The sequence below is a fragment of the Zwartia panacis genome (genome assembly GCF_030410395.1).
Classification (GTDB): Bacteria; Pseudomonadota; Gammaproteobacteria; order Burkholderiales; family Burkholderiaceae_B; genus Zwartia; species Zwartia panacis.
The window spans coordinates 127,269-151,224 of record NZ_JAUHHF010000002.1 but is presented as its reverse complement, the minus strand read 5'-3'; the positions used below and the strand labels follow the sequence as shown (position 1 = coordinate 151,224).

Sequence of the window (23,956 nt, the reverse complement as noted above, 5' to 3'; positions counted from 1 at the left end):
CTAGCCCAGCAATCTGCCTGCGCGCACGCGTGTGCGGCCACGCGACGTGCGCGTCTGATAGTTCATTTGACCAAGTTTTTCTGTCAAGGGTGCAACATGCGCATGACAGATCGCGCAAGCCAAGGCATCTGCGGAGTCTGGCGCAGGGACACCATCAAGCATGAGTAATCGCTGCACCATCAACTGCACTTGTTCTTTGGCGGCGCGACCAGCACCTACCACTGATTTTTTGATTTGCAGCGCCGTGTATTCATGCACGGCCAGATCTCGGTCGGCCAAGGCGCAAAGAGCCGCTCCGCGCGCTTGACCCAGCAGTAGCGTGGTTGCCGGGTTTGTATTCATAAAGACGATTTCAAGCGCGGCGACATCGGGCTGTGTGTCCTGGACGACTTGGCGCAGATTGTCCAGGATAACCTTGAGACGCAAGGGCAGGGTGATATCAGTCGGCACGACAATCGTGCCGCTCGCAACGTAACTCAGCTTTGCGCCTTTGACGTCGATGACCCCGAAACCTGTTCGGCGAAGTCCGGGATCGACCCCAAGAATGCGCATCAGCTTTGCTCCGTTGGTCGTGACATGTTGTGATGTGGTTTAGTGACGGAAATGTCTCATGCCCGTCAGAACCATCGCAATACCGCGTTCGTTGGCGGCAGAGATCACTTCGTCGTCTCGCATACTGCCGCCTGGCTGGATGACGCAACTCGCGCCTGCATCGATAACAACATCAAGCCCGTCACGGAAGGGAAAGAACGCATCCGACGCGACAGCCGACCCCTTGAGGGTCAGGCCAGCGTTTTCAGCTTTGATCGAGGCGATGCGCGCGGAGTCGATACGACTCATTTGTCCGGCGCCTACGCCGAGCGTCATGCTGTCTCCACAAAAGACGATCGCGTTGGATTTAACGTATTTGGCGACCTTCCAGGCGAACATCAGATCGCGCATTTGTTCGGCGGTCGGTTGTTTACGCGTGACAACACGCATATCTTCTGCCTTGACGGTCTCGAAGTCGGGGGTTTGTACAAGCCAGCCACCACCGACGCGTTTGACATCGATATCGTTCTGGCCGTCGCCCATGGGGACTTCCAGGACACGAACATTCTTTTTGCTTGCGAGAAGGGCGAGCGCGTCTTGATCATAGGCAGGCGCCAGAAGAACCTCGACAAACTGACCACTGACAGCCTGGGCAGTCGCGAGATCGACCTTGCGGTTAAAGGCGATAATGCCACCGAAAGCCGAGGTTGGATCTGTCTTGAAGGCCTTGAGATACGCCTCGAGCGGACCCTCGGCAGTTGCGACACCGCATGGATTGGCGTGTTTGACGATCACGCATGCGGGTGCCTCAAAGCTGCGTACGCTGTCCCAGGCCGCATCGGAGTCGGCGATATTGTTGTAGGAAAGCTCTTTGCCTTGAAGTTGCACAAAGTTCGAAAGTAGTCCGGCCGGGCAATAGGGATCCACGTAAAACGCCGAACGTTGTTGCGAGTTTTCACCATAACGCAGGACCTGTTTTTGATACACCTGCAAAGTCAGGATATTGGGCCATGTATTGCGGGCTGGCGCCGTCTCTTGGGCAGGTTCGGCGACGTTCAGGCTGCTGAGATAGTTGGCAATCGCACCGTCATAGGCGGAGGTATGTGCATAAACTTTGGTGGCGAGCTGCAGACGCAAGCCGTATGACGTGCCGCCCGTCTGATCCATTTCAGCCAGGACTGCCGCATAGTCGGCTGGATCGATCACGACCGTGACACCGCCGGCTTCGGTTCCATGGTTTTTGGCAGCAGCGCGCAGCATGGCGGGGCCGCCGATATCGATGTTCTCGACCGCATCCTCGAATGAACAATCCAGGTTGGCCACAGCTTGACGAAAGGGGTAGAGGTTGACGACCAGTAAGTCGATGCGGTCGATGCCGTGCTGTTCGATTGTTTTCAGGTGCTCGGCGCTGTCGCGTCGTGCGAGCAAACCGCCATGAATTTTTGGATGCAAGGTTTTCACTCGACCATCCAGGATCTCGGGCGATCCGGTGTGCTGCGCCACTTCAGTGACGTCGAGTCCCGACTCGGCTAAAAGTTTGGCGGTCCCGCCCGTGGAAAGCAGGCGCACGCCGCGCGCGGCGAGCGCTTTGGCGAAATCGACGATGCCGGTTTTATCGGAAACGGAAAGCAGAGCGGTTTGAATATTCATTGCTGAGTTAGTCTTGAGGGATAAGTTTATGGAAAATGAGTTTTTTACGTAGCGTATTGCGCGTCATGCCAAGCATTTGTGCGGCTTTTGACTGATTCTGGTTCGCCCGTTCCATCGCGACCTCCAGGATGGGGCGTTCGACGCAGCGAATGACCATCTCGTACATATCGCTCGGATCTGTGTCGCCGAGGTCGCTGAAATACTGCTCCAGGCTCAGGCGGACAGATTCTTCGAGAATATTGTTTTTTTTCATGGATTGACAGGTATAAGGCACTCAGGCTGCCTGAAGGTGGCCTGCGCGAAGAATCTGATTGTCGCAGGTTGCTGCCGGGATGTCTGGCGAAATATGGTGTTGATGCGTAAACCATTGATCCACAGCATCAAATTGGGCGCGAGTGGACTCGATTGTGTTGATAAAGTCCGAGAATTCTTTGCCGCCGGGCAAGCTGCTGACATACCAACCAATGTGTTTGCGTGCGGTGCGTACACCCGGGAGCTCGCCATAAAACTGGTAATGATCCGCCAAATGGGCCAGTAATAAATCACGCATTTCGAGCCAGGTTGGGGGAGGTAGGTATTCTCCGGTTTTCAGGAAATGATCGATTTCGCGAAAGATCCAGGGCCGACCTTGCGCTGCCCGGCCGATCATGACGGCATCGGCTCCCGTGTAGGCAAGTACATCGCGAGCTTTGGCAGGACTGTCGATGTCGCCATTGGCAACAACGGGTATGGACAGATTGGCTTTTACTTCACGGATGGTGTCGTATTCGGCTTCGCCCAGATACAGGTCTGCGCGTGTGCGGCCGTGCAGGGTGAGCGCCGCGATACCGGATTCCTGCGCGAGTCTGGCAATACGCAGCGCATTACGGTGTTCCCTGTCCCAGCCGGTACGGGTTTTCAGAGTCACTGGGACACCGTGAGGTAGACACGCTTCGACGACCGCGGACAGGATGCGTGCGACCAGATCCTCGTGGCGCAGCAGCGCTGAGCCAGAAGCGACATTGCAGACTTTTTTAACCGGGCAGCCCATATTGATGTCGATCACGCGCGCGCCTTTGCCGATATTAAAAACAGCGGCCTGCGCCATCATCTCGGGGTCTGCGCCCGCGATCTGAACGGCCACGGGATCGATTTCGCCATCGTGATTCAAACGGCGCGAGGATTTAACCGTTTTCCAAAGCTGAGGGTTGCTGGCCGCCATTTCCGATACGGCATAACCGGCGCCGAGCTTTTTGCAAAGCTGGCGAAACGGGCGATCCGTCACCCCAGCCATTGGGGCGACAAAGACATTGTTCGGAAGAGACCAGGCGCCAATTTTCATGGCGAAATTGTAATCGTTCGCCGCAAGCTTACGCGTTTAGCGTCTTAATCCTTGCATCAGGTGGCGTGCGAGGGGGGCGCGCGCCAACGGAATAGCGTCCATGCCTAAAAGCGCCAACCCTGCGAGATGCTCGACAGGCGCCATTCCGGACGTGAACGTACGGGCCATGCTGTCAGTCAGCATGGCGGTCAGCTGGCGATCCGCCTGGCGGCTGTTTTGGAAGGCATTCAAGGCGGGTCTGACATCATGTTGAGGTTGCGCGATCCAGTCCCGAAGAGCAATCGCGAGTGCTGCGGTATCTCTGAATCCCAGATTCAGACCTTGACCCGCGACGGGATGCAGTGTTTGAGCGGCGTTGCCAATCGCGACACAGCGACCCTCTACCGTGCTGCCGCGCACATTCAAACGCAGCGGGATGGGCGTAGGCGTGCCGTCGATCGTGAACTTGCCTAAACGCGTTCCAAACATGTCCGTCAGAGCCGCTGAAAAATCCTGAGGCGACATTGCACAGAGTGCACGTGCCCGTTCGGGGGCGCAGCACCACACAATCGATTGGGCATCGGTGGCATGCGGGTGCGGCAGCACAGCTAAAGGGCCTTCCCGGGTAAAACGCTCAAAGGCCCAGCCTCTGCGTGGCAAACTGACTCGGGCTCGTGTGAGCAGAGCCATCTGTGGGTATTCCCGTTGAACGGGTGAATTTGGATGACCATCCGCCTGGACAGCGAGCGCAGTGCGAATGAGTCGCCCGTCTTGAACAATGCTGACGCCATGGTCGTCTTGTAGGCTGACCTGGGCCGAACGTCCCGAAAGAATCTCGATGCCCGAAAGCTCAACAGCCTGCATCAGGCTTTGGTAGAGGCTGGGATAGTGTACGACGGAGCCCAGTTGCGGGACGTTAAAGTCTCGGTGCTGGATGATGGTTCGACCTAAGCGACCTTTTTGCGAAACATGAATGGTCTGGATCGGCGCAGTGTGTGCGGGCCATGCCATCAGTGATTCGAGCAGCACCCGACTCCCGTGATTGAGAGCCAAGACTCTGGGATCCTTTTCGGGGGCATAGCCATACTGGGAAGCCGTGCCGGATTGAAGCAGTACGATCCGTTCAGGGTGCGCGGTATAGCGCGCCAATAGCAAAGCGAGTACGCAGCCTGTTGGCCCGCCCCCAATAATGGCAACATCGAAATCTGTTCGAGACATAGGGGTATTTTAGCGCTGGGGCGAATCGGCCCGGAGGATGACCCTGAATCGGGTATGCTCGAAATATTTGATCGATCACGCGCCATGACAACAACACACGCTGCCCCTAAATTTCGCCACAAAGTCACAGTCGGATTGCTTGCCGCCTTGCTTGGTGTCGTGGGCGCGCAATGGTGGTATCTCAAAAGACCTTACGCTTGGCTCGTCACCACTTACAGTGTCGTGCTCATGGTGCTAAGCGCTTTTGCCGAGGTGTGGTGGGAAAATCCCGCATTTTTTCTTCTGTTCATCCCGATACTCAATGGTTTTATCGAAGCGATTGTCTGGTGTTTGATGAGTGACGCCAAGTTCGATGCGCGTTTCAATCCCGGACTCACGCGCGAGCATCCCAGCGGCTGGGGTGCCATTTTGGTGGCTTCATTTACCTTGTTGATCGGCACCGTCGCATTTATGTTCGGGATCGCGATGATTGTGATTTACATCTGGTCGGCACTGGGATGGCTCGAAGGGTTGAACTTGCAAGGCTGATTTTTAAGCCACAACTTCATGGTTTCATCAGCATTTCTATCTCGGCGATTTCGACAGGCACCCCGCGCGTGATGAGTTCACAACCTTGGGGAGTGATGACAGCGTCATCCTCGATACGGATGCCAATATTCCAAAAAGCCTCTGGCACATCATCCGCCGGGCGAACATACAATCCGGGCTCAATAGTGAGCACCATATTGGGCTCAAGCATCCGCCACGGTTTTTCTTGAGCCCCCAGAGGTGGTGTGCGATAGGTGCCGACATCATGCACATCCATGCCCAGCCAATGTCCGGTGCGGTGCATGTAAAAACGACTATATGCGCTCGCGTCCAGCGCTTGCTCAAGCGTGCCCTTCAGTAAACCCTCATCCAGCAGACCTTGCGTCAACACGCGCACTGCGGCTTCATGTCCCGCGTTCCAGTGGTGTTGCGGGGACGTGTGGGCAATGGCCTGTCGCTGAGCCTCGAGGACAATTTCGTAGAGCGCGCGCTGTTCCCCGTTGAAGCGCCCGTTGACTGGAAAGGTGCGTGTGATGTCAGACGCATAGCCTTCCAGTTCGCAACCCGCATCAATTAAAACCAGTTCGCCTTCTTGCATGATGCTGTCGCCGGCGGGATGATGCAAGACACAGGCGTTTGCTCCGGCCGCAACAATGCTGTCATATGCGACGCCATGTGCTCCTTTTTTGCGAAACATGTAGAGAAGCTCCGCCTCGAGTTCGTACTCTCGCATCCCCGGGCGGGTCGCTTGCATCGCGCGTACATGCGCCTGCGCAGAAATGTTGGCAGCCTCGCGCATCATCGCGATTTCTGTCGCATCTTTGATCAGTCGCATTTCAGACAGAGGCTCGCACAGATCCAGCCACTGTGTTGGCGTGGCCCGCGCGCCGCGCGCTTTGCGTTGAGCTGCAGCCACCCAGTCATGCACTTTTTGGATCAGTTGTTGATTTGAAAAATTGGAAAGAGGCGTCAGGAGTTTTTGATGCCCGATCAAGAGTTCAGGCATACGCTCGTTCAGTTCTGCGACGTCAAAGGCTTGATCGAAACAAAAATGCTCGGCGGCCGCCTGAGGTCCCCAGCGCTTGCCGTTCCAGATTTCATATTCGGGATTTTTTTCTTCGCAAAACAGAATGCTTTGACGTGTATCACCCGCGACAAGTATCAGCCAGGCCTCGCTTTCTTTGAAACCCGTAAGATAAAAAAAGTCACTGTCATGCCTGAAGGTGTAATAGTTGTCCCGATTGCGATTGCGCGGGATAGCCGTAGGTAGAATCGCAATCCCGATATCCTGGTCGCTCATCCAGTCCAAGAGCCGATCTCGACGTGACTTGAAGCATTGAGGCGTTTGAACAGGGGTTTGCATGGTTTGGCAGCGTTTAAAAGTCAATTGAATGTCAGGACAGGCAAGGGGAATCTGATTCGCACTATCCTCAACATACTACAATTCAAAAGTGGTTTTGTTCGGAAAAGCGTATTCACTAAAAGGCTGTATCGATGGATTGGCTCGGTTGGTTTAAGCCTTGGGAATTTTCTCCAGTGCTCGTGGCGTGTTTTATCGTCAGCGCCTGGTTATTCGTGCGCGGTCAGCGTGTGCACGCCGTTTCTCGCACCCGTCAGACGTTTTTCTGGCTCGGCTGGGTGATGTTGTATCTGTCCATGCATACCTTGCTGGACTACTACGCTGAACGGATGTTTTTTATTCACCGTGTGCAACATCTTGTGTTGCATCACCTGGGACCTCTGGTGATCATGGCCGCTTATCCCGGCTCTGTCATGCGGGCGGGGTTACCTCTTTCCTGGCGTGTACGCCTGCATCGTTTCAATCAGACCACGGCGGGTCGTGCGCTGATCTCTGTATTCACCAACCCGATTATCGTGCCGACCTTGTTTGTGTTTCTGGTCGTGATCTGGCTGGTGCCCTCTGTCCAGTTTTATTCGATGCTCGACTGGCGTCTTTACAGACTGATGAATTGGTCGGTCGTGATCACAGGCTTCATGTATTGGAATCTGATTCTTGATCGTCGCCCCAACCCACCTGCGGCGATGACACCCGGCGGGCGCGTCATTTCACCCATCCTGACGATGGCGCCACAGATGGTGGCAGGGGCCATTATTGCGTTCACTGAACGTGATCTCTATCCGCTTTTTGATTTGTGCGGTCGCGCCATCGCCATGAGCCCCCAGACTGATCAGATGATTGGCGGTTTGACGATGTGGATTCCCGCCGCGATGACAGAAGTGATTGGCTTGCTTGTCGCGTTACGGACGCTGATGCGGCTTTCAGCAAAAGGACGCTGGGGCTCACCCAAGCCCCGCGTGCTCAAGCCTGGGCGAACCGCTCAAGGAATCAAGCCGTGATATTTGCGGCCGAGCGCAACGGTTGCCTTGAACATGCCTTCCTTATTGCCGCAGTCATAGCGGATGCCCTCGTAACGGTGGGCAAACACCGACTGCTCTTTCAATAACGATGCAATTCCGTCTGTCAGCTGGATTTCTCCTCCAGCACCCGCCTGCGTCTGACGCAAATGCGCGAAAATTCTCGCATCCAGTACATAGCGACCCACCACCGCAAGGGTAGAGGGCGCAACATCGGGTTTAGGCTTTTCGACGATATGGCGCACGCGCTCGGTGAGCGCGGAGACTGGATCGGTTGCGACAATGCCGTATTTGTCTGTGTCATTCAGAGGCACTTCTTGCACACCCAACACACTGCCTTGGTGGGTGAGCGCAGCATCGATCAACTGTCCGATGACGGGGCGGTCCGCGTCGAGCAGGTCGTCGGCCAACAACACCGCAAAAGGCTCGTCGCCCACAATCGGCGCAGCAGTCAATACAGCATGACCTAAACCGAGGGGGGCGGATTGTCGGATGTAAATACAGCTGACATTTGAGGGCAGCACTTCCTGAACAATTGCCAGCAATTCCTTTTTTCCTTTGCGGGCCAGCTCGGCCTCCATTTCAGGCGCGCTGTCAAAATGATCCTCGATCGCACGCTTGTGCCGTCCCGTGACAAAAATCAGGTCAGTAATGCCCGCGGCGATGGCTTCTTCGACCGCGTACTGGATCAGAGGTTTATCCACGACTGGGAGCATTTCTTTAGGCATCGCCTTGGTAGCGGGTAAAAAACGCGTACCAAGACCGGCAACGGGGAATACAGCTTTACGAACGGGGCGCATGAATCATCCTTGAAGCATTCCACGACTGGGGTGGAACCAATCTCAACTGCCGCTATCATAAGCGTATGGCCAGACAATATCCAAAATTGACCTCGACTCCTCGGCTGGGACACCGGATGAGCGTCCTGCAACGCAGTGTGGTGTGTGCCCTATCACTAAGCATTGCTTGCTCACCACTTTCGGCTCAGCCCTCCGCGGCCCCTTCCATGGGCTCCTCCTCTTCCGCTGAATTATCCCCTGCGCTTGAGAGAAAGCTGGGCGAAGCCATCATGGTTCAGGGTCGACGTGATCCCGAATACATTGGTGATCCGGATATGAGCCAGTATCTGGAGAATATGGGTCGAAAACTGGGTGCATTTGCACCCGGTGGTGCGCCTCAGATCGAGGTATTTGGCGTGCGCAATCCTGAAATCAACGCCTTTGCCATGCCGGGTGGTTTTATCGGTGTCAACACAGGTTTGATTGTTGGGTCGCATTCCGAGTCCGAGGTGGCAGGTGTCGTGGCCCACGAAATCGCGCACGTGACACAGCGACATATCGCCCGGGGACTGACGCAACAGCGCCAGAGCGGGCACATCGCTTTAGCTTCGATTGCTGCAGCGTTGTTGGCTGCTTTGATACCAGGTTCCGGTCAGGCTGCAATGGGGATTGCGGTGTTTGGACAAGCGGCCGCCATTGATCGTCAGTTGGGTTTCTCCCGCGAGGCGGAGCAGGAAGCCGACCGCAATGGAATTGAAATGTTACGCAAGGCCGGCTACGACCCGAACGGTATGGCCATCATGTTTGGCAGACTCGCCAAAGCGTCGAGTCTCAATGAAGGGCGGGGCGGGGGCGCCTACGCATCGACGCACCCGCTGAGTCTTCAACGAATGAGCGATATGCAAAACCGGATTCGTCAGTATGGCGTGGCGGGAGCGCAGAATGAGGACGAATACTGGTTTATCCGTGCGAAATCGCGTGTCCTGCAGGCCCTGGATCCACGCGCGCTGCGCCAAGCGCACGAACAGTTGGAAGACGAGGCGCGGGCGCCGACGCAACGCGAGGGCCCGCCACCGTCAGTTGCACGCCGCGCTGCAGCTTGGTATGGGGTGTCCCTTGCCGCGCTCGCGCGCCAGGATCCTGCAGCCGCCTCCAAGGCACTCGATCAGGCACAGGGGCTGATGGGCAATTCACCCTACATTGAATTACAGCGCGTGGACATTGAGCTGGCTCGTCGTCAGGTGGCGAGCGCGCTGGGACTGGCGCAAGCCGCGCACAAACGCTGGCCACAAAGACGTTCTTTTGTGTTGAAAATCGCGCAGAGTCAGCAAATGTTGGGGAGGGATGCTGAAGCCGTGACGTTTCTGAAGGCGCAACTCAAGCGCTGGCCCACCCAGGAGCCCGAACTGTATAAGATGCTGGCGATCAGTCAGGATCGCTTGGGGGATCGCGTCGATTCCCGTCAAACGATGGCAACCTATTATGAGAAGTTAGGCGCTTTGCCTTCGGCGTTTACACAACTGCAACAGGCCAGAACAATTTCTACGGATTTTTACGTGCAGTCCCAGATTGATGTCAGGATGCGGGAACTCTCCAGCCGAATTGCGGAGGATCGCAAATTGCTCGAGCGCTTTAGGTCCTGAGTGTTTCCGTTTTTTGCGATTCGCTAAAAAACCGGGCTAGACGCTTTGGCAGCCATGTGAGATTGCCTGGCCACATGCCCGTGACAAAACCGACATGGCCACCCTGAGCAGGCTGATGAAAAACAACGCTTGGACTTCCATACTCCGGTCCAGGCAAGACTTGCTCCGGTAAAAACGGGTCATTGCGGGCATTCAAAACAAGCGTCGGGATTTGAATCTTTTTGAGCCAGGGCTTGCTTGAGGACTGATACCAATAGTCCGCGGCATCCTTGAATCCATGCATCGGCGCCGTGTACGCATTGTCAAAGTCCCTCAAATCGCGGGCCTGATTGATGCGCATGACATCGATCACACCGGGAAATCTGCGAGATTTTTCAAGCACTTTGGGTTTGAGCGTGCGCAAAAAGTGCCGTGAATATATTTCACGATTAAAGAGATTGTCAGAGAGATGGTTACCAGCTGCCACCAGATCAATTGGAGCGGATACTGCGGCGGCGGCATGAAGCCAGTGATATTGGTCAGGTGCTTCGCCCAGCCTTTTCAGCAAGGCGTTCCCCCCCAGGGAGACACCGACCGCGCACCACTGCGCGAGGGGTGCGCGTTGGCGAACGGTTTCCAGGATAAAGGTGATTTCTTCTGAGTCACCGGAGTGATAGGCTCGTGCCAAACGGTTAGGAAATCCCGAACAGCCTCTGAAATGCGCAACGGCGACAAGCCATCCCAGAGAAAGAAAATACTGGGTAATGGATTGCGCATAGCGGCTTTGACTACTGCCCTCGAGGCCATGAAACAAAATCAGTGCGGGCTGTTGCGTATCCGAATTGAGGAGTGCCTGGTCTGCGGGCGTCATCCAGCGCACGGCAGCCGTATGCGCCAGCGTTGGATCTTGATTGCGACGAGAGCGTAACTGCAAAGCCGGAGCATTCCAGTCTAGGTCAATGAAGTCGCCATCGGGCGTATCGACACGCTCGCGAATAAATCTGATGCGATTGACAGGGGCTGCGAGCGCACCAAACAGTGTTTGTGTTTGCCGTTCAGGCAACCAGGCGGGTACGGGGCAGGCGGCAAGGTCGAGCTTGGCTACGGTCACGGCAGGCTGAGGTTTAGTGTAGAAGCCCCGGGCTGTCTTGCAATTCAAATGCGTCTACCTGAGCTGGAGCAGCTGAAGCGTGATGCATCACAAGACGCCAGCCCGTTGGACCTTTGTGGTAGATGTTCGTGGCATAGCAGTGGGCGACTTCTGTGCTTTCCGTGCCATGAACAGTGATTTGTTCAACCAGAGAATGGACGGCCCCCATCATGCTGTGCAGCACGGTTGGAGAGGAGGGGCGGATAGCCAAGCCACCATTGGCCAGAATTTCTTGCCAGGATTCTTTGACGGCATGTAAACCTACGACGCGAAGGCCGCCCGGGTGCACGCACACGATTTCCTCGTCGTCGGCCCATACCTGCATCAGACGCGTCAAGTCCGCACGTTCGAGTGCGTCATAAAAAGCGAGCTCTGCTTCTTCGGCGGTGGCAAAAATATTGGGCACAGGATGTCTTTTTAAAGCTTTTAATGGCCGTGGACCACGGTCCCTTCGGCAAGTTTGTACTCCGTACTGCAATAAGGGCATTTGACCGACCCCGTATCGACCACGTCAAGAAACACACGTGGGTGCATGCTCCAGAGAGGTGCCTTGTCTCCGGGACAGTGAAGCGGTAAATCTTCGGCGGTGACGATCACCGGGTCTTGAGTTTTGCCAGCGTTGGATGCTTGTGTCATCAGTCTTCTCGAAACTCGAATTTGATCTTTCCATTGTACCAATGCGCGAGGTCTACAATAGTGAAAATTTCATGAAGTTCTACTGACCATTCGCATCACTTTTTCCGACAGTCATTACTTTGTCTTCCTCCTCTGCTTCTCCCCCCATTCCCCCCACGTTGAGCGCGCAGCGTAAAGCCGCAATGCGCGAAGGTCTCAAGGCCGTCAGTCCGGGCTTGATCGCACTTGGGATCTGGGGAGTCGTCACGGGCGTGGCGATGGTTAAAGCCGGTCTGACAGAGTTCCAGGCGATTGTGATGTCACTGCTTGTTTACGCAGGCTCAGCCCAGCTCACCGCGCTGCCTCTCATGGCCGCGGGCGCACCCATCTGGCTGATTTTCGCGGCGGGCATCATCGTGAACCTGCGATTTCTTATTTTCGGCGCAGCCCTGCATCCTTTTTTTCGCGACCTCTCTTGGCGCAAGCGCTTGTTTTTGGGGTACTTGAGCGTCGATGTCTCTTTTATCGTGTTCATGTCACGTTTCGCGGACGCTCCTAAAAAAGGGACGTTCGAGCAGCATTGGTTTTTTATTGGCACGATCCTGCCCGCCTGGATTGTCTGGCAGGCCGCCTCAATGGTCGGTATTGCGCTTGGCGCGATCGTACCGGTTTCCTGGTCATTGGAGTTCGGGGCGGTGCTGGCGCTGATGGCGATGATGTTGCCTCACATCACATCCTGGCCTGTTTTTGTTTCGGTGCTGGCCTCGGGTCTGACAGCCTGGCTGACACAGTTGTGGCCGCTCAGGCTGGGCTTGCTTGCCGCCGTGATAGTTGGAATTGCAGCAGGGATGTGGACTGAGCGCCGCCTCAAGGTCAAGGATAAAAGCTAATGGACAATACCGAATACCTCTATACCGCAATTATTTTGCTGGCGATTTGCACGGCGATATGCCGGGCAGGGTATTTTGTGTTTGGGCATCACATCACGTTGCCCGAGGGTTTACGCAGCGCGTTGCGGTACGCCCCACTTGCGGCGCTCACGGGAATCGTGATTCCAGAGTTGCTTCCCTGGCATCCAGTAGAAGGACCACAAGTCGATTTGCGTTTGCTTGCCGCCGCGATTGCCACCGGGGTCTTTTTGTGGACGCGCAATGGTTTTTTGCTCATCGTCTCCGGAATGGCGGCTTTGTGGATCTCCCGCTGGGTTTTTGGGCTTTAACCCGATTGAGCACCGAAAGATCCTCTCATTTCGTTCGAAAATGCCTGAAGGATGCCGGGCTGCGTTACACTGGTGGGTGATTTCTTTAAATAATTCAATGACTTCAAACACTCAAACTACAATTCAACCCCAGTTGGAACAGACCGCTGCGGTACCCGCAGACGATGTCTCTCCAGCGGTCATTCCTAGCTTCGCCGAGATCGGACTTCATCCGTCTATTTTGCAAGCAGTAGCCGATACGGGCTACACCATTCCGACACCGATTCAGGCCCAGGCCTTGCCTAGTGTGATGGCAGGTAACGACGTCATGGGTGCGGCTCAGACAGGAACAGGTAAGACCGCGGCATTCACGTTGCCAATTTTGCATCGCCTGATGCCAATGGCCAATTCCAGTGCTTCGCCCGCCCGCCATCCTGTACGCGCCTTGATTTTGACGCCTACCCGTGAGCTCGCCGACCAGGTGTACGAAAGTGTCAAGCGCTACGGATTGAAAACGCCTTTGCGATCAACGGTGGTATTTGGCGGCGTCGATATCGGTCCTCAAAAAGAAGCGCTGCGAAACGGCTGTGAGGTGTTGATCGCGACGCCGGGTCGTTTGCTCGACCACGTCGAGCAACGCACAGTGAATTTGAGTCAAGTCGGTATTTTGGTCCTCGACGAAGCAGATCGCATGCTCGACATGGGCTTCTTACCCGATCTCGATCGCATCATGCGCATGTTGCCTGCGCAACGTCAGACTTTGCTTTTCTCTGCCACATTCAGCAACGAGATTCGCAAACTCGGTCGCACCTATTTGAAAAATCCGGTCGAAATAGAAGTGGCCAAGCGCAACGCGACGGCTGATACGGTGACCCAGATCGCCTACGCGATGTCTGGCGAAGCTAAACGCGCGGCGGTTGTGCATCTGGTCAAGTCGCGCGGCCTCAAGCAAGTGATTGTTTTTTCAAACACCAAAATCGGTACCAGCCGTTTAGCCCGTCAGCTTGAGCTTGACGGCGTGCGAGCTGAATCGATACACGGTGATAAGTCGCAGGCTGATCGCATGAAAGCGCTCGAGGCCTTTAAAGCTGGTGAACTTGAAGTTCTGGTGGCGACCGACGTGGCTGCCCGCGGTCTCGATGTCGCGGGAGTGCCCTGTGTCATCAATTACGACTTGCCACATAGCGCCGAAGATTATGTCCACCGTATCGGCCGGACGGGTCGCGCGGGTGCGAGCGGCGAGGCGATTTCACTGTTTTCGCCTGCCGAAGAGAAATACCTGATTGATATTGAAAAACTGACCAAGAAGCCAGTGACGCGCGCAGTCTTGCAGGTCCCTGGCGAGTTGTTGGCCCGCGCATCGTCCAGAGATGAGGCGCGCCCCGCGCGTCATGTCCGCAGCCACAGCGAACGCAATAGCAATGAACGTTCCGGTGGTGATCGCGGGTCTGAGCGCAGTGCCCGTCCCAGTCGCTACAGCGCTCCGGCTAAACCCATCGACGAGTTTTTTCTCAAGCCTTATGAGCCTTCCCCCGCTGCAGTGGCTGCAGCGTCCACTTCCGCCTCAACCGAGAAAAAGCCGGCGATTCAAACCAAGCGAACCGTTGGGTTGCTGCTTGGTGGAAAATCTAAAAAGCCTGAATAAGTTTTGGTTGTCTGGTGATGTGATTTGTGATTTGTGAATTCAGGCGTATGCCCTGAGCATGGGGCCCTGAGCGAGGCGCCCTCAGCGGGGCGCACCTTTCAACAGCGCATACAAGTCGTCAGGCAATTCCGTACGCTGAGCCTTTCCAGGAGCTTGCATGGCAGCGATCAAGCGGTCAAGGTGCTCGATGTGCGGCAAAATCGTCCCCATGAAGCGTACGTCTCTGTCCTGAATAATGGCGATCGTAGGGAAGTTTTCAACATCCTCATCGCCTAACAACTCCGGGTGATCCTCAATGTCGATCCAGATAAAACAAGTCTCGGGATGTTGCGTGGCAAGTGCTTCAAACTTGGGTTGATACTCTTTGCACGTGTCGCACCACGCCGCGCAAAAACAGAGCACAAGCGTCAGATCTTCGCGTGTCAGGCGTTCAGTCAGGGCTGGGGTATCAGGAAAATAACAAGTCATGTCAGCATGAGACAAAATGTTTGTCTATGATAGCCGGGATTATTCAAATTTCATGTTGACTTGGATCAGATCTTTATTGGATGGGCGCCATGCAAAAGCAGTATTCAGTTTCTCAGACGCACTCGACTGCCGTCACGTCTGTCGGACTTTCTGGCGTCGGTCAGGCCTTCTGGCGGGCACTGGTGTCACAGTTGCACCCGCGGATGCTCTTCGCGTTATTGCTGCCTTTTTTAATCATGCTGGCCGGTGCCATTCTGTTACTTTTATTTGCGCTCAGTCCCCTGACGCAATGGCTCAATCAACAATTGAGCGAATCGGCGACGTTGATCACAGTCAACGAGTGGATGATTTCCAAAGGCTTGTTTTCGCTTGACGGTGTCCAGGCCTGGCTCGTGCCTTTTGCTGTCGCGATCGTCTTGCTCCCTGTTTCGGGTATCTTGGGTTTGACGGTGGCGGCGATTTTTGTGATGCCGATGGTGGTGACGCATGTTTCCAGACAACATTTTCCCGGCCTTGCACTTCAAGGACAAAATGCGCTGGTGGTGAGTGTCTGGAACGCAGTTTGGGTCAGCGTGGTGTTTGTTCTGGGCTGGCTATTGACCCTGCCATTCTGGTTGTTTCCCCCGCTTGGCTTACTCGTGTCATTGCTGTGGTGGACGTTCGCCTTCTCTCGCATCATGCGCATCGATGCGATTGTCGAACACGCAACGACACTGGAGCGAACCTTGCTGATTCAACGTCACAGCACTGGTTTTTGGACGATCGGCATGATTTGCGCTGTTTTGAATTTAGTCCCGCCGGCGTGGATTTTTCTGCCCGTTTTTTCAGGATTGGTATACACGCACTATGGTTTGGAGGCGTTGCAAAAACTGCGTGCCGAAAGAACCCTCGATATTTAGGCTTTTAAACTTTGTTCGGTCTCGATAGCCAGCCTCTTTTGTGCTGAAATGTCGGATTACTTCTCTGTTTTTAATGGAAAACACATGTCGGTTTCTCAAGAAAAAGCCCGTTTTGGATTAATTGTCGTCGGTGATGAAATTTTGTCCGGCCGCCGCCAGGACAAGCATTTTCCCAAGGTTGTGGAGTTACTTGGCGCCCGGGGACTCCAGCTTTCCTGGGTCGAAATCCTGTCAGACGATCGCGCGGCTTTGACCGAGGCGCTGACGCGTAGTTTTGCCGGCAACGATATCGTGTTTTGTTGTGGCGGGATTGGTGCCACGCCAGATGATCACACTCGGCAGGCCGCTGCGGCGGCTCTCGGCCTTCCTTTGGTGCTCCATCCCTTTGCCCAAGAGCAAATCACCTTGATATGTGCGGAAAATGCCGCAAAAGGTCAGGGTACGGCAGATATGACCGCACCCGAAAACGTGCAACGCCTGCAGATGGGATTTTTCCCGCAGGGTTGTGAGGCCGTGGTGAATCCTTTCAATCGCATTCCCGGATTTTTTATTAAAAACCACACGTTCGTGCCTGGTTTTCCCGTGATGGCTTGGCCGATGCTCGAGGCCACTCTCGATACGCGTTATGCGCATTTGCACAACAAAGAAATTCGTACTGAGCACTCCTTTGTCGTCTACAGCATGCCTGAATCCCGGATCACCCCAGCGCTCGAAGCACTCGAGCAGAAGTGGCCCAGCGTGAAAGCCTTTAGTTTGCCCTCGGTTGGAGACGGGGGTGGCGTTCCACATATTGAACTTGGTGTGAAGGGCGAACCTGTTGCAGCTGCCGAGGCGCTTGAGTTTCTGCGGGATGAGGCTTTGAGGCTTGGTGCTCGGTTTGACCCACCGGGTCAGTGATTTTTCACGATATGGGATAAAATAAATTCTGTTGCATTGCAATAGAGGTTTTTTGTTCCATGAGTGCATCTCATTCCGCACGGCCGCAGGCATCTTCAACGAGTCAGTCGCCGTCGCCCTTGGAGCCAAACGCCGGTTTGGGTATGGCGATCCAGGTGCTCGAGCGCGCAACGGCTTTGCTTGACGCTTTGGCTGCACAGCCTGATCCTGTCGCGTTGAAAGATTTATCCAAAGCCACGGGCCTTCATGCCTCGACGGCGCACCGTATTTTGAATGATCTGGTCCTTGGGCGCTATGTCGATCGCGTGGACAGTGGTCTGTATCAGCTCGGGATGCGTCTTCTCGAACTCGGCTCACTCGTCAAAGGTCGCCTCAATGTGCGTGAAGCCGCGCAGGATGCGATGCAAGCGCTCCACGCCTTGACCGGGCAGACAGTTAATTTATCCGTCCAGCAAAGTGACGAAATTGTCTACATCGATCGCGCCTGGAGTGAGCGCTCGGGGATGCAAGTTGTGCGCGCGATTGGTGGCCGGGCACCTCTTCACCTGACCTCGACAGGCAAGCTTTTTCTTTCCGCCGTCGATACGCGCCAAGTCCGGGCCTACGCGGCACGTACGCAACTGGTCGGCAGCACCGTCAACAGTATTACCTCTCTCGAAGCGCTGGAACGCGAGCTGTCCCTGGTGCGTCAACATGGCTATGCCCGCGATAACGAGGAGCTTGAGCTCGGTGTTCGATGTATCGCTGCGGGTATTTATGATGATGCCGGCAAACTTGTGGCGGGTCTTTCCATTTCGGCGCCTTCCGGTCGGCTGGAGGATGCCTGGATTCCCCAGCTAGTGGAGACCGCAGCCAAGATTTCCGAGGCGCTTGGCTATGATGCGGGCCTGGCGACCTGATTTTGTTGCTTTTTTGGTGCGTTGCAACAAAAAAGTGTTGACATAGGGTTTTAGGGGCCTACAATAGAACTTGTGCAGTGCAGCAAATCTAGATGTAGAGATGCCCAACCCATTTCAGGAGAACACCATGTCAGCGATTCCTCAGCAAGTTTTAAATAGCCAGAAAGCAGCAATCGAAGCACTGGTTTCAATCCAGGGCTCAGTCTTCGGCGGCTTTGAAAAGCTGGTCGACTTGAACCTCAAGGCGATCAAAGCCACTCTCGACGAAGTTTCCGAAAAGTCACAACAAGTCGCCGCTGTCAAAGACGCGCAAGAAGCTGTTGCCATGACTTCGAGTCTGGTTCAGCCTAACGCTGAAAAAGCAATGGCTTACAGCAAGCACGTGTATGACATCGTGTCTGCCGTCCAGGCTGATTTAGCCAAGCTCGGCGAAGCTCAGCTTGCTGAAGGTCAAAAGCATATGCAGGACGCGATTGAGCAACTGACTAAAAACGCACCCGCTGGTTCGGAAAGCGCTGTTGCCATGCTCAAAAGTGGTTTGACACAAGCCAATACCGCCTTCGATTCGATGACCAAAGCCGCCAAGCAGGCAGCAGAAGTCGCTGAAAAGAATTTGGCAGCTGCTACGAGCGCAACTTTCAAAGCAGCTGGTGAAGCCGCTGAAGTCGCCAAGTCAGCAGCACGTGGCCGACGCGCTGCCTAAGCCTTCTCGCTCACGCAGTTCAGTTTAAAAAAAAGACCGCCTGGATGGAGAACATCCAGGCGGTTTTTCACATTATTTGCTCGAAATTTGCTCGAAATAGGTGCGAATTTAGGTACGCTGTCGACCAATCGCTTTAGCGCATTCGCCGACTAGGCTCGGGCCGCGATAGATCAAACCGGTATAAAGTTGGACAGCATTGGCACCCGCGGCAATCTTTTCTGCCGCATGCTGCCCTGACATGATCCCGCCGACACCGATAATCGCGAAATCAGGCCCCATTTTTGACCGAAGTCGTCTGATGACTTCGAGCGAGCGAGCATGCAAGGGGGCGCCCGAAAGACCACCCGCTTCTTCGGCGTGTTTTTGACCTGCCACAGCGTCACGCGCCAACGTCGTGTTGGTGGCAATGACTCCATCAATCCCATGCCGCGGTAAGACCTCGGCAATGATGTCTATTTGTTCTTCAGACAAATCCGGTGCGATTTTGACAGCAAGGGGTACGCGTTTTTGATGTTGTTCCGCAAGCGCCAGACGGCGTGTGGCCAACTGCGAGAGTAATTGATCCAGCTCGTGTTCGCCTTGCAGTGCACGCAGGTTTTTGGTGTTAGGCGAGGAAATATTGACTGTGATGTAGTCTGCATGCGGATAAACGCCGGATAAGCCAATCAGATAGTCATCTGCCGCTTGTTCAATCGGTGTATCCGCATTTTTCCCGATGTTCAGACCAATGATTCCACCACGCTTTCGCCAGGTGCTGCGTTGCACATTGGCCAAAAAAGCGTCAAGCCCTTGATTGTTGAAACCTAACCGGTTGATCAGCGCCTCAGATTCAGGCAGGCGGAACATGCGCGGTTTGGGATTGCCGGGCTGAGCACGTGGAGTGACCGTACCGACTTCGATGAAGCCAAAACCGAGGTTGCCCATCGCGTCGATATGCGCGCCATTTTTGTCTAATCCGGCTGCAAGACCCACGGGATTTTGTAATGACAGACCCATGAGCTTTGTGGGCACTAAAACTTGGCTGTGCATCAGGCCGCGGGTCAGAGAACAGTCATACGCGCGCTGAAGAGCGCCGAGGGTCGCTTCATGAGCAGCTTCTGCGTCCATCGCGAATAACGCGTGACGAGCAAGAGGGTAGGCTTGAAAAAGAATGGACATGGGACGGTGGCTACTCGAAAGGTGTCGCGACTGGGGTCGAGGACAAGATTAAAAGTGAAATCAGCAGCATTTTAACGGGCTGCTTGCCATTGCCCGTCAACTCTGTATTCTGCAGGCTTGAAAAGAGCTTTGTAAGCCATTTTTTCGCTTTGTTCGATCCAATAGCCCAGGTACAGCCAAGGCAACTTCAGTTGTCGACATTGATTGATCTGCCACAAGATGCCGTAGGTGCCCAGGCTGCCTCGGGTGTCAGGATCGTAAAAGGTGTAAACGGACGAGAGGCCTTGCTCCAGAACGTCGATGATAGACACCATTTGCAGTTGGCCCTCTTGATCTCGAAACTCGACGAGCCGCGTATTGACCCTGCTGGCTAAGAGAAACTCTCCATACTGCTGGCGGCTGTCTTCGTCCATTCCCCCGTTGGGGTGGCGTCGTGCCTGATAACGCGTGTACAAGTCGTAATGCTCTTCTGACCAGGCGAGTTCAGCCACCAGAGGGCGAAGATTTTGATGACGCTTCAGCGCGCGCAGCTGCGTCCGGGATGGGGCAAATTGCTCCACATTAATTCTGACTGGAACGCAGGCTTTGCAGTCATCGCAATGGGGACGATAGGTAAACAATCCGCTGCGACGAAAGCCTTGGTCGATCAGGTGCGAATAGGTGTCGGAGTGAATCAAGTTGCCAGGGGCTGCGACTTGAGAGCGCGCCAGTCTGCCCGGCAGGTAGCTGCAAGGGTAGGGTGCCGTGGCGTAAAACTGCAGCGTGGCGAAAGGGAGTTCCTTGATTTGGCTCATAGATGCCACCCGGTTTTAAAACAAAATATATTTGTCCGAGAATATTACAGATCCGGGCGAAGTAGGGGAGAGCCCACAGGACTGACTCCAAAAACTTTACAGTGGTCAGGGATGTCAAACAGGTAATGGGTGCAACCCACCTTCCTGATCGAGCAGTCCAGGTTGCCATGACACATCAGGCTCTTGGACACGTGCCTCGACATGCTGGAGAAACTCCGAACGCGGAACGGTCCGAGCCCCTAGCGAGGCGAGATGATTCGTTTGCATTTGACAGTCAATCCACTCTACGCCACGACGTTTTAAAAAAGCCACCAGATGAACAAACGCAATCTTGGAGGCATCGTTGGCACGGCTGAACATGGATTCACCAAAAAACATCCTGCCCAGGTTCACACCGTAGAGTCCACCTGCCAACTTTCCATTGATCCAGGTTTCTATACTGTGGGCTTGCCCCAATAAATGCCATGTCTCGTAAGCGAGTTGCATTTCCTCTGTGATCCAGGTGCCAGGCTGACCATTGATCGCGGATCTGGCACAAGAGCGAATCACAGATCCAAAAGCCGTATCAACGGTCACTGCCAGCGAAAAATCTCCGGATGCCTGAGCGCGGGATATTTGACGCAAACGTTTTCCGAGTGAGTGTGAAACATGAAGTTCGTCACACTTCAACACCATCCTGGGGTCGGGTGACCACCACAAAGGAGGTTCGTCTTGAGAAAACCAGGGGAAAATTCCCCGGGAGTAGGCGGCACGTAAGCGCTCGACAGAGAGATCGGCGCCAGCCGCGAGTAAACCAGGAGGATCCGTCAGGGCCTGCGAGACCGGTGGAAAAGGGGTATCAGTGTCGAGCCAGGTTAGCTTCACGAGGATGCCCGCGTCACGCGCCGCTTGTCACGTCTAGCGATTAAACGCAAGAGAGTAATGGTGCATGTCGAAATGCCCATGGGAGCGGTCGCGAATGTAGTGCTTCAGCGTGGTGGACACTGAGCGAAAGGCAAGGTTATCCCAGGGAATATCGTCCAGACCATACCAACGGGCCTCAAGTGTCTCTGGACCAGGATCAAGTTCGGGTCCTAAGGCCTCGGCCAAAAAGTACACATGCACCTGATCGATTTGAGGAATGTCGATCGCTGTGTAGAGTTTACCGAGCGCAATTTTGACGCCCGCTTCTTCTTGTGTTTCGCGTTCGGCACCTTGTGCCATGCTTTCGCTGAGCTCCATAAAACCAGCCGGCAGTGTCCAAGTATTGGCGCGCGGCTCGATCGCTCGCAGACAAAGGAGTATTTTGTCGCCCCATACAGGAAGTGTCCCAACCACAATTCTGGGATTTTGATAATGAACAGCGCCGCAGTTTTCGCAAACATCGCGCTTGCGGTTGTCACCCTCGAGTAAACGATTGGTGTTGAGGGTCCCGCATTGACTGCAGAACTTTTGTTCGCGGGGCGCTGGAAAATAAAAACTTGGATCGTGGCTCATGGCTCTATTTTACGGCCAAGCGAGGAGGGATCGACAGAAGGGGGCCCAGGGTTGGGGATAAAGTGCATCGCTTGGGCAATTGTCGTTGAGCGCCTAAAACTCAGCGGTGCGGGCTGAGTCAGAGCGGGATAGCACTCATGGGGGTCGGAGAGCGCGATGCCCGTCTCGAGATGGTTTGCGTTTTCAACAATGCTTGAGCCAAACTGATCAAACAAGTCAAGCAAGGATGAGCCCTCGGGGCTCAGGAGCGCCTCGCCCAGTGTGTGAAGATCACGGTCATCGATGCGAGCAGGACCACAGTCCGTATTGGCATACAGTTGCCCGGTCTCGTCGCATAGCCACTCCAGGACGCGATGAACAGTCTTTTGATGGTGAGTGGCGAGCGTGTGCGAGGTCGGGTCAACATGCACAATCAAGGGCGCCGCATCCAAACGGACATAGACACGCTGCGGCCCGTTTTGAAAAAACCATGCGCCGTCGGGCTGATCCGCATAATTGCGATTGATGAATCCCAGAATCTGGATGTTGCTGATGCCTTCACCCGGACCGCCAAGCTGAGCATCGCCCAGGGGATGGAGTTTCCATTCACCTCGAGCACTGAGCGAGAGCCAGCCGTAAACTGCCGGCACATTTGGCCAGCGCTTGACTGCGTCAAGTACGGATTGATCCATCAGGTTTTCTCGCTATAAACCACAAAACGCTTATAAATTGCAGAATGACCAGGCAACTCATCGCGCCGGTCAGTGCCTGGGACTGTTCATAGCCAAAGGCGACAAACATATCGGTGACTAAACCAAACCCCCATTGCACCGCAAACGCTCCCACAAAAACCATCAGGTTATAGGTTGTCAGGATGCGGCCGGAAATGTGTTTGGGAAAAGCAAGCGCGATTTGGGTCTGTAGCAAAAACATCGCAGGTACCATCAGCGAAAGAATCAGCCAGACGATCCACGATAGCGAACCCTGCCAGAATACGATGATGGCAAAGCAAATCGGAATCCAGATCAGCGCGCAAAGTGATTGCGTGAGAAGAGCCACCCCTCTTTTGATCAGCCAGGGGCTAATGGTGCCCATCAAAATGTAGGCAACGAGGATGGTGGCATTCAGGTAAAGCAAAGTTTGACCTGCCTGGTCGGGCGTCATACCGAGTACACCTGTAAACCAAGGTCCTGCCCAAAGTGTTTGCAGGGCGCCAAAACCGCCAACAATGAAAATCGTCGGTGGGATTGCTTGCACCATGAGAGGATCTTTACAAAGGGTTAAAAATCCCCCCTCTCGTTGATTGGCGTTCGCAGGTGTGGACTGCGCTCGGTCAAGATCGCCAGCAAACAGAAAAATCGCCAAGGCGCTCAACACGAGCAAAAGCGCGATCAATCCGAAGGAATGACGCCAGCCGATCCACTCGGCCAGTGCCAGAGCTGGCTGACTCGCCACAAGCGCACCCGAAGTGCCCGCGACCAACATATACATCACCAGCCGTGGCTGTTGATGCGCAGGGAAGCAGCGTCTGAAATAGGAGTAAGCAGCCATCAGACAGGCCGACACACCAACACCGATCAGCATGCGACCCACGGACAGTAACCAAAGCGCTTCGCTGGTGGCCATTAATAACGCCCCTAGGGCGGCGACCAATAGTAAGGAGGACTCCGTTCTTCTTGCACCGTGGCGGTCAAGCCAGATGCCGACAGGAATTTGAACCGCGCTAAAAGCCAGAAAATATGCCGAAGTCAGCCAGCCGAGCTCACCTGCCGATAGTTTCAGATCATCCGCAAGCAGGGGTGCGATTGCGGCATTGACGGAGCGCAAGACATAGGAAAGAAAGTATCCACAGGCGAATACTAGGATGATCCTGAAGGCGGCAAAGCCTTTGGGAGTTTGATGAGGATCAGTGGGGGGGAGGGTCATTTTTATGTGTGTTGGAGGCGCAACCCGGAATCGAACCGAGCTACACGGATTTGCAATCCGCTGCATAACCACTCTGCCATTGCGCCAACACGAAGCTTACGCAGGCGCAGATCATACTACAAAAGCGCTTTTTATTAGCCGCCAC

Annotated in this window: 27 protein-coding genes and 1 tRNA gene; 10 read left to right on the top strand and 18 right to left on the bottom strand. The window is 54.8% G+C overall.

From position 1 onward, the window contains the following. The 5 genes from ruvC to QWY30_RS03220 are packed head-to-tail and all read right to left on the bottom strand — an operon-like array spanning window position 1 to window position 4,699. The gene (gene ruvC / locus QWY30_RS03240; protein WP_290238216.1) at window positions 1-552 is read right to left on the bottom strand and encodes a crossover junction endodeoxyribonuclease RuvC; all 552 of its coding nucleotides are present in this window, start codon (window positions 550-552) and stop codon (window positions 1-3) included. A 39-nt stretch (window positions 553-591) separates the two neighbouring features. Further along, window positions 592-2,181 carry a bifunctional phosphoribosylaminoimidazolecarboxamide formyltransferase/IMP cyclohydrolase gene (purH, locus tag QWY30_RS03235; RefSeq protein ID WP_290238214.1) on the bottom strand — a complete coding sequence of 530 codons (1,590 nt, stop codon included), beginning with the start codon at window positions 2,179-2,181 and terminating at the stop codon, window positions 592-594. Between the two features lie 7 nt (window positions 2,182-2,188). Beyond that, on the bottom strand, window positions 2,189-2,434 hold the full coding sequence (locus QWY30_RS03230; protein WP_290238213.1) for a helix-turn-helix domain-containing protein: 246 nt from the start codon (window positions 2,432-2,434) through the stop codon (window positions 2,189-2,191). 21 nt (window positions 2,435-2,455) lie between these two features. Then, window positions 2,456-3,502 (bottom strand): tRNA dihydrouridine synthase DusB, encoded by a 1,047-nt coding sequence (gene dusB, locus QWY30_RS03225; protein WP_290238211.1) that lies wholly within the window; start codon window positions 3,500-3,502, stop codon window positions 2,456-2,458. A 36-nt stretch (window positions 3,503-3,538) separates the two neighbouring features. Beyond that, the gene (locus tag QWY30_RS03220) at window positions 3,539-4,699 is read right to left on the bottom strand and encodes an FAD-dependent monooxygenase (RefSeq protein WP_290238209.1); all 1,161 of its coding nucleotides are present in this window, start codon (window positions 4,697-4,699) and stop codon (window positions 3,539-3,541) included. An 84-nt stretch (window positions 4,700-4,783) separates the two neighbouring features. On the opposite strand from QWY30_RS03220, the gene QWY30_RS03215 reads away from it, so the two are divergent. Continuing rightward, on the top strand, window positions 4,784-5,227 hold the full coding sequence (locus QWY30_RS03215) for a hypothetical protein (protein WP_290238207.1): 444 nt from the start codon (window positions 4,784-4,786) through the stop codon (window positions 5,225-5,227). Between the two features lie 16 nt (window positions 5,228-5,243). On the opposite strand, the gene QWY30_RS03210 is transcribed toward QWY30_RS03215, so the two are convergent. Continuing rightward, entirely contained in the window at window positions 5,244-6,590 is a 1,347-nt protein-coding gene (locus QWY30_RS03210; RefSeq protein WP_290238205.1) for an aminopeptidase P N-terminal domain-containing protein, read from the bottom strand. A 131-nt stretch (window positions 6,591-6,721) separates the two neighbouring features. Here QWY30_RS03210 and QWY30_RS03205 point away from each other — a divergent pair, with 131 nt between their 5' ends. Next, window positions 6,722-7,585, top strand: a complete 864-nt coding sequence (locus QWY30_RS03205; RefSeq protein WP_290238203.1) for a cytochrome c oxidase assembly protein — start codon at window positions 6,722-6,724, stop codon at window positions 7,583-7,585. On the opposite strand, the gene galU is transcribed toward QWY30_RS03205, so the two are convergent. Further along, window positions 7,567-8,403 carry a UTP--glucose-1-phosphate uridylyltransferase GalU gene (galU, locus tag QWY30_RS03200; protein ID WP_290238201.1) on the bottom strand — a complete coding sequence of 279 codons (837 nt, stop codon included), beginning with the start codon at window positions 8,401-8,403 and terminating at the stop codon, window positions 7,567-7,569. The genes QWY30_RS03205 and galU overlap by 19 nt on opposite strands. 116 nt (window positions 8,404-8,519) lie before the next feature. Here galU and QWY30_RS03195 point away from each other — a divergent pair, with 116 nt between their 5' ends. Then, entirely contained in the window at window positions 8,520-10,025 is a 1,506-nt protein-coding gene (locus tag QWY30_RS03195) for a M48 family metalloprotease (RefSeq protein ID WP_290238189.1), read from the top strand. On the opposite strand, the gene QWY30_RS03190 is transcribed toward QWY30_RS03195, so the two are convergent. From QWY30_RS03190 to QWY30_RS03180, 3 genes are read right to left on the bottom strand one after another with little or no spacing between them, the layout of a single operon-like run. Continuing rightward, window positions 10,015-11,115: a YheT family hydrolase gene (locus tag QWY30_RS03190; protein WP_290238710.1), complete on the bottom strand. Its 1,101-nt coding sequence runs from the start codon at window positions 11,113-11,115 to the stop codon at window positions 10,015-10,017. The genes QWY30_RS03195 and QWY30_RS03190 overlap by 11 nt on opposite strands. 13 nt (window positions 11,116-11,128) lie before the next feature. Then, window positions 11,129-11,551: a YybH family protein gene (locus tag QWY30_RS03185; RefSeq protein ID WP_290238708.1), complete on the bottom strand. Its 423-nt coding sequence runs from the start codon at window positions 11,549-11,551 to the stop codon at window positions 11,129-11,131. A 29-nt stretch (window positions 11,552-11,580) separates the two neighbouring features. Continuing rightward, window positions 11,581-11,790 carry a zinc-finger domain-containing protein gene (locus tag QWY30_RS03180; protein ID WP_290238187.1) on the bottom strand — a complete coding sequence of 70 codons (210 nt, stop codon included), beginning with the start codon at window positions 11,788-11,790 and terminating at the stop codon, window positions 11,581-11,583. A 182-nt stretch (window positions 11,791-11,972) separates the two neighbouring features. Between QWY30_RS03180 and QWY30_RS03175 the strand changes: the two genes are divergently transcribed. The 3 genes from QWY30_RS03175 to QWY30_RS03165 all read left to right on the top strand — a co-directional run bounded on the left by QWY30_RS03175 (window position 11,973) and on the right by QWY30_RS03165 (window position 14,612). Next, window positions 11,973-12,659, top strand: coding sequence for an AzlC family ABC transporter permease (locus QWY30_RS03175; protein ID WP_290238706.1), 687 nt, complete (start codon window positions 11,973-11,975; stop codon window positions 12,657-12,659). Then, window positions 12,659-12,988: an AzlD domain-containing protein gene (locus QWY30_RS03170; protein WP_290238185.1), complete on the top strand. Its 330-nt coding sequence runs from the start codon at window positions 12,659-12,661 to the stop codon at window positions 12,986-12,988. Before QWY30_RS03175 ends, QWY30_RS03170 begins: the two co-directional genes overlap by 1 nt. Before the next feature lie 97 nt (window positions 12,989-13,085). After that, window positions 13,086-14,612, top strand: coding sequence for a DEAD/DEAH box helicase (locus QWY30_RS03165; RefSeq protein ID WP_435433356.1), 1,527 nt, complete (start codon window positions 13,086-13,088; stop codon window positions 14,610-14,612). Window positions 14,613-14,693: 81 nt separating this feature from the next. Here the strand turns inward: QWY30_RS03165 and QWY30_RS03160 are convergent, their stop codons facing one another. Next, complete coding sequence (locus QWY30_RS03160; RefSeq protein WP_290238181.1) at window positions 14,694-15,080, bottom strand: thioredoxin family protein; 387 nt, start codon at window positions 15,078-15,080, stop codon at window positions 14,694-14,696. A gap of 89 nt (window positions 15,081-15,169) precedes the next feature. Between QWY30_RS03160 and QWY30_RS03155 the strand changes: the two genes are divergently transcribed. The 4 genes from QWY30_RS03155 (at window position 15,170) to phaP (ending at window position 18,478) form a co-directional block, all read left to right on the top strand. Next, window positions 15,170-15,979 (top strand): EI24 domain-containing protein, encoded by an 810-nt coding sequence (locus tag QWY30_RS03155; protein WP_290238179.1) that lies wholly within the window; start codon window positions 15,170-15,172, stop codon window positions 15,977-15,979. An 84-nt stretch (window positions 15,980-16,063) separates the two neighbouring features. Beyond that, on the top strand, window positions 16,064-16,876 hold the full coding sequence (locus QWY30_RS03150) for a competence/damage-inducible protein A (protein ID WP_290238176.1): 813 nt from the start codon (window positions 16,064-16,066) through the stop codon (window positions 16,874-16,876). Between the two features lie 143 nt (window positions 16,877-17,019). Continuing rightward, complete coding sequence (locus tag QWY30_RS03145; RefSeq protein ID WP_290238704.1) at window positions 17,020-17,775, top strand: IclR family transcriptional regulator; 756 nt, start codon at window positions 17,020-17,022, stop codon at window positions 17,773-17,775. Between the two features lie 127 nt (window positions 17,776-17,902). Then, window positions 17,903-18,478: a TIGR01841 family phasin gene (phaP, locus tag QWY30_RS03140; protein WP_290238174.1), complete on the top strand. Its 576-nt coding sequence runs from the start codon at window positions 17,903-17,905 to the stop codon at window positions 18,476-18,478. A 108-nt stretch (window positions 18,479-18,586) separates the two neighbouring features. Here phaP and QWY30_RS03135 read toward each other — a convergent pair whose 3' ends face one another. The 7 genes from QWY30_RS03135 to QWY30_RS03105 all read right to left on the bottom strand — a co-directional run bounded on the left by QWY30_RS03135 (window position 18,587) and on the right by QWY30_RS03105 (window position 23,897). After that, entirely contained in the window at window positions 18,587-19,636 is a 1,050-nt protein-coding gene (locus QWY30_RS03135; protein WP_290238173.1) for a quinone-dependent dihydroorotate dehydrogenase, read from the bottom strand. Window positions 19,637-19,707: 71 nt separating this feature from the next. Continuing rightward, entirely contained in the window at window positions 19,708-20,430 is a 723-nt protein-coding gene (locus tag QWY30_RS03130; protein WP_290238170.1) for an arginyltransferase, read from the bottom strand. A gap of 114 nt (window positions 20,431-20,544) precedes the next feature. Continuing rightward, window positions 20,545-21,294, bottom strand: a complete 750-nt coding sequence (gene aat, locus QWY30_RS03125) for a leucyl/phenylalanyl-tRNA--protein transferase (RefSeq protein ID WP_290238167.1) — start codon at window positions 21,292-21,294, stop codon at window positions 20,545-20,547. 33 nt (window positions 21,295-21,327) lie between these two features. Next, complete coding sequence (locus tag QWY30_RS03120) at window positions 21,328-21,906, bottom strand: NUDIX hydrolase (RefSeq protein WP_290238164.1); 579 nt, start codon at window positions 21,904-21,906, stop codon at window positions 21,328-21,330. Then, complete coding sequence (locus QWY30_RS03115) at window positions 21,903-22,577, bottom strand: DUF2946 family protein (RefSeq protein ID WP_290238162.1); 675 nt, start codon at window positions 22,575-22,577, stop codon at window positions 21,903-21,905. The genes QWY30_RS03120 and QWY30_RS03115 overlap by 4 nt, the downstream gene beginning before the upstream one ends. Next, entirely contained in the window at window positions 22,558-23,811 is a 1,254-nt protein-coding gene (locus QWY30_RS03110) for an MFS transporter (RefSeq protein WP_290238160.1), read from the bottom strand. Before QWY30_RS03110 ends, QWY30_RS03115 begins: the two co-directional genes overlap by 20 nt. A 12-nt stretch (window positions 23,812-23,823) precedes the next feature. Then, a tRNA-Cys gene (locus tag QWY30_RS03105) sits at window positions 23,824-23,897 on the bottom strand. Between the last annotated feature and the right edge of the window lie 59 nt (window positions 23,898-23,956).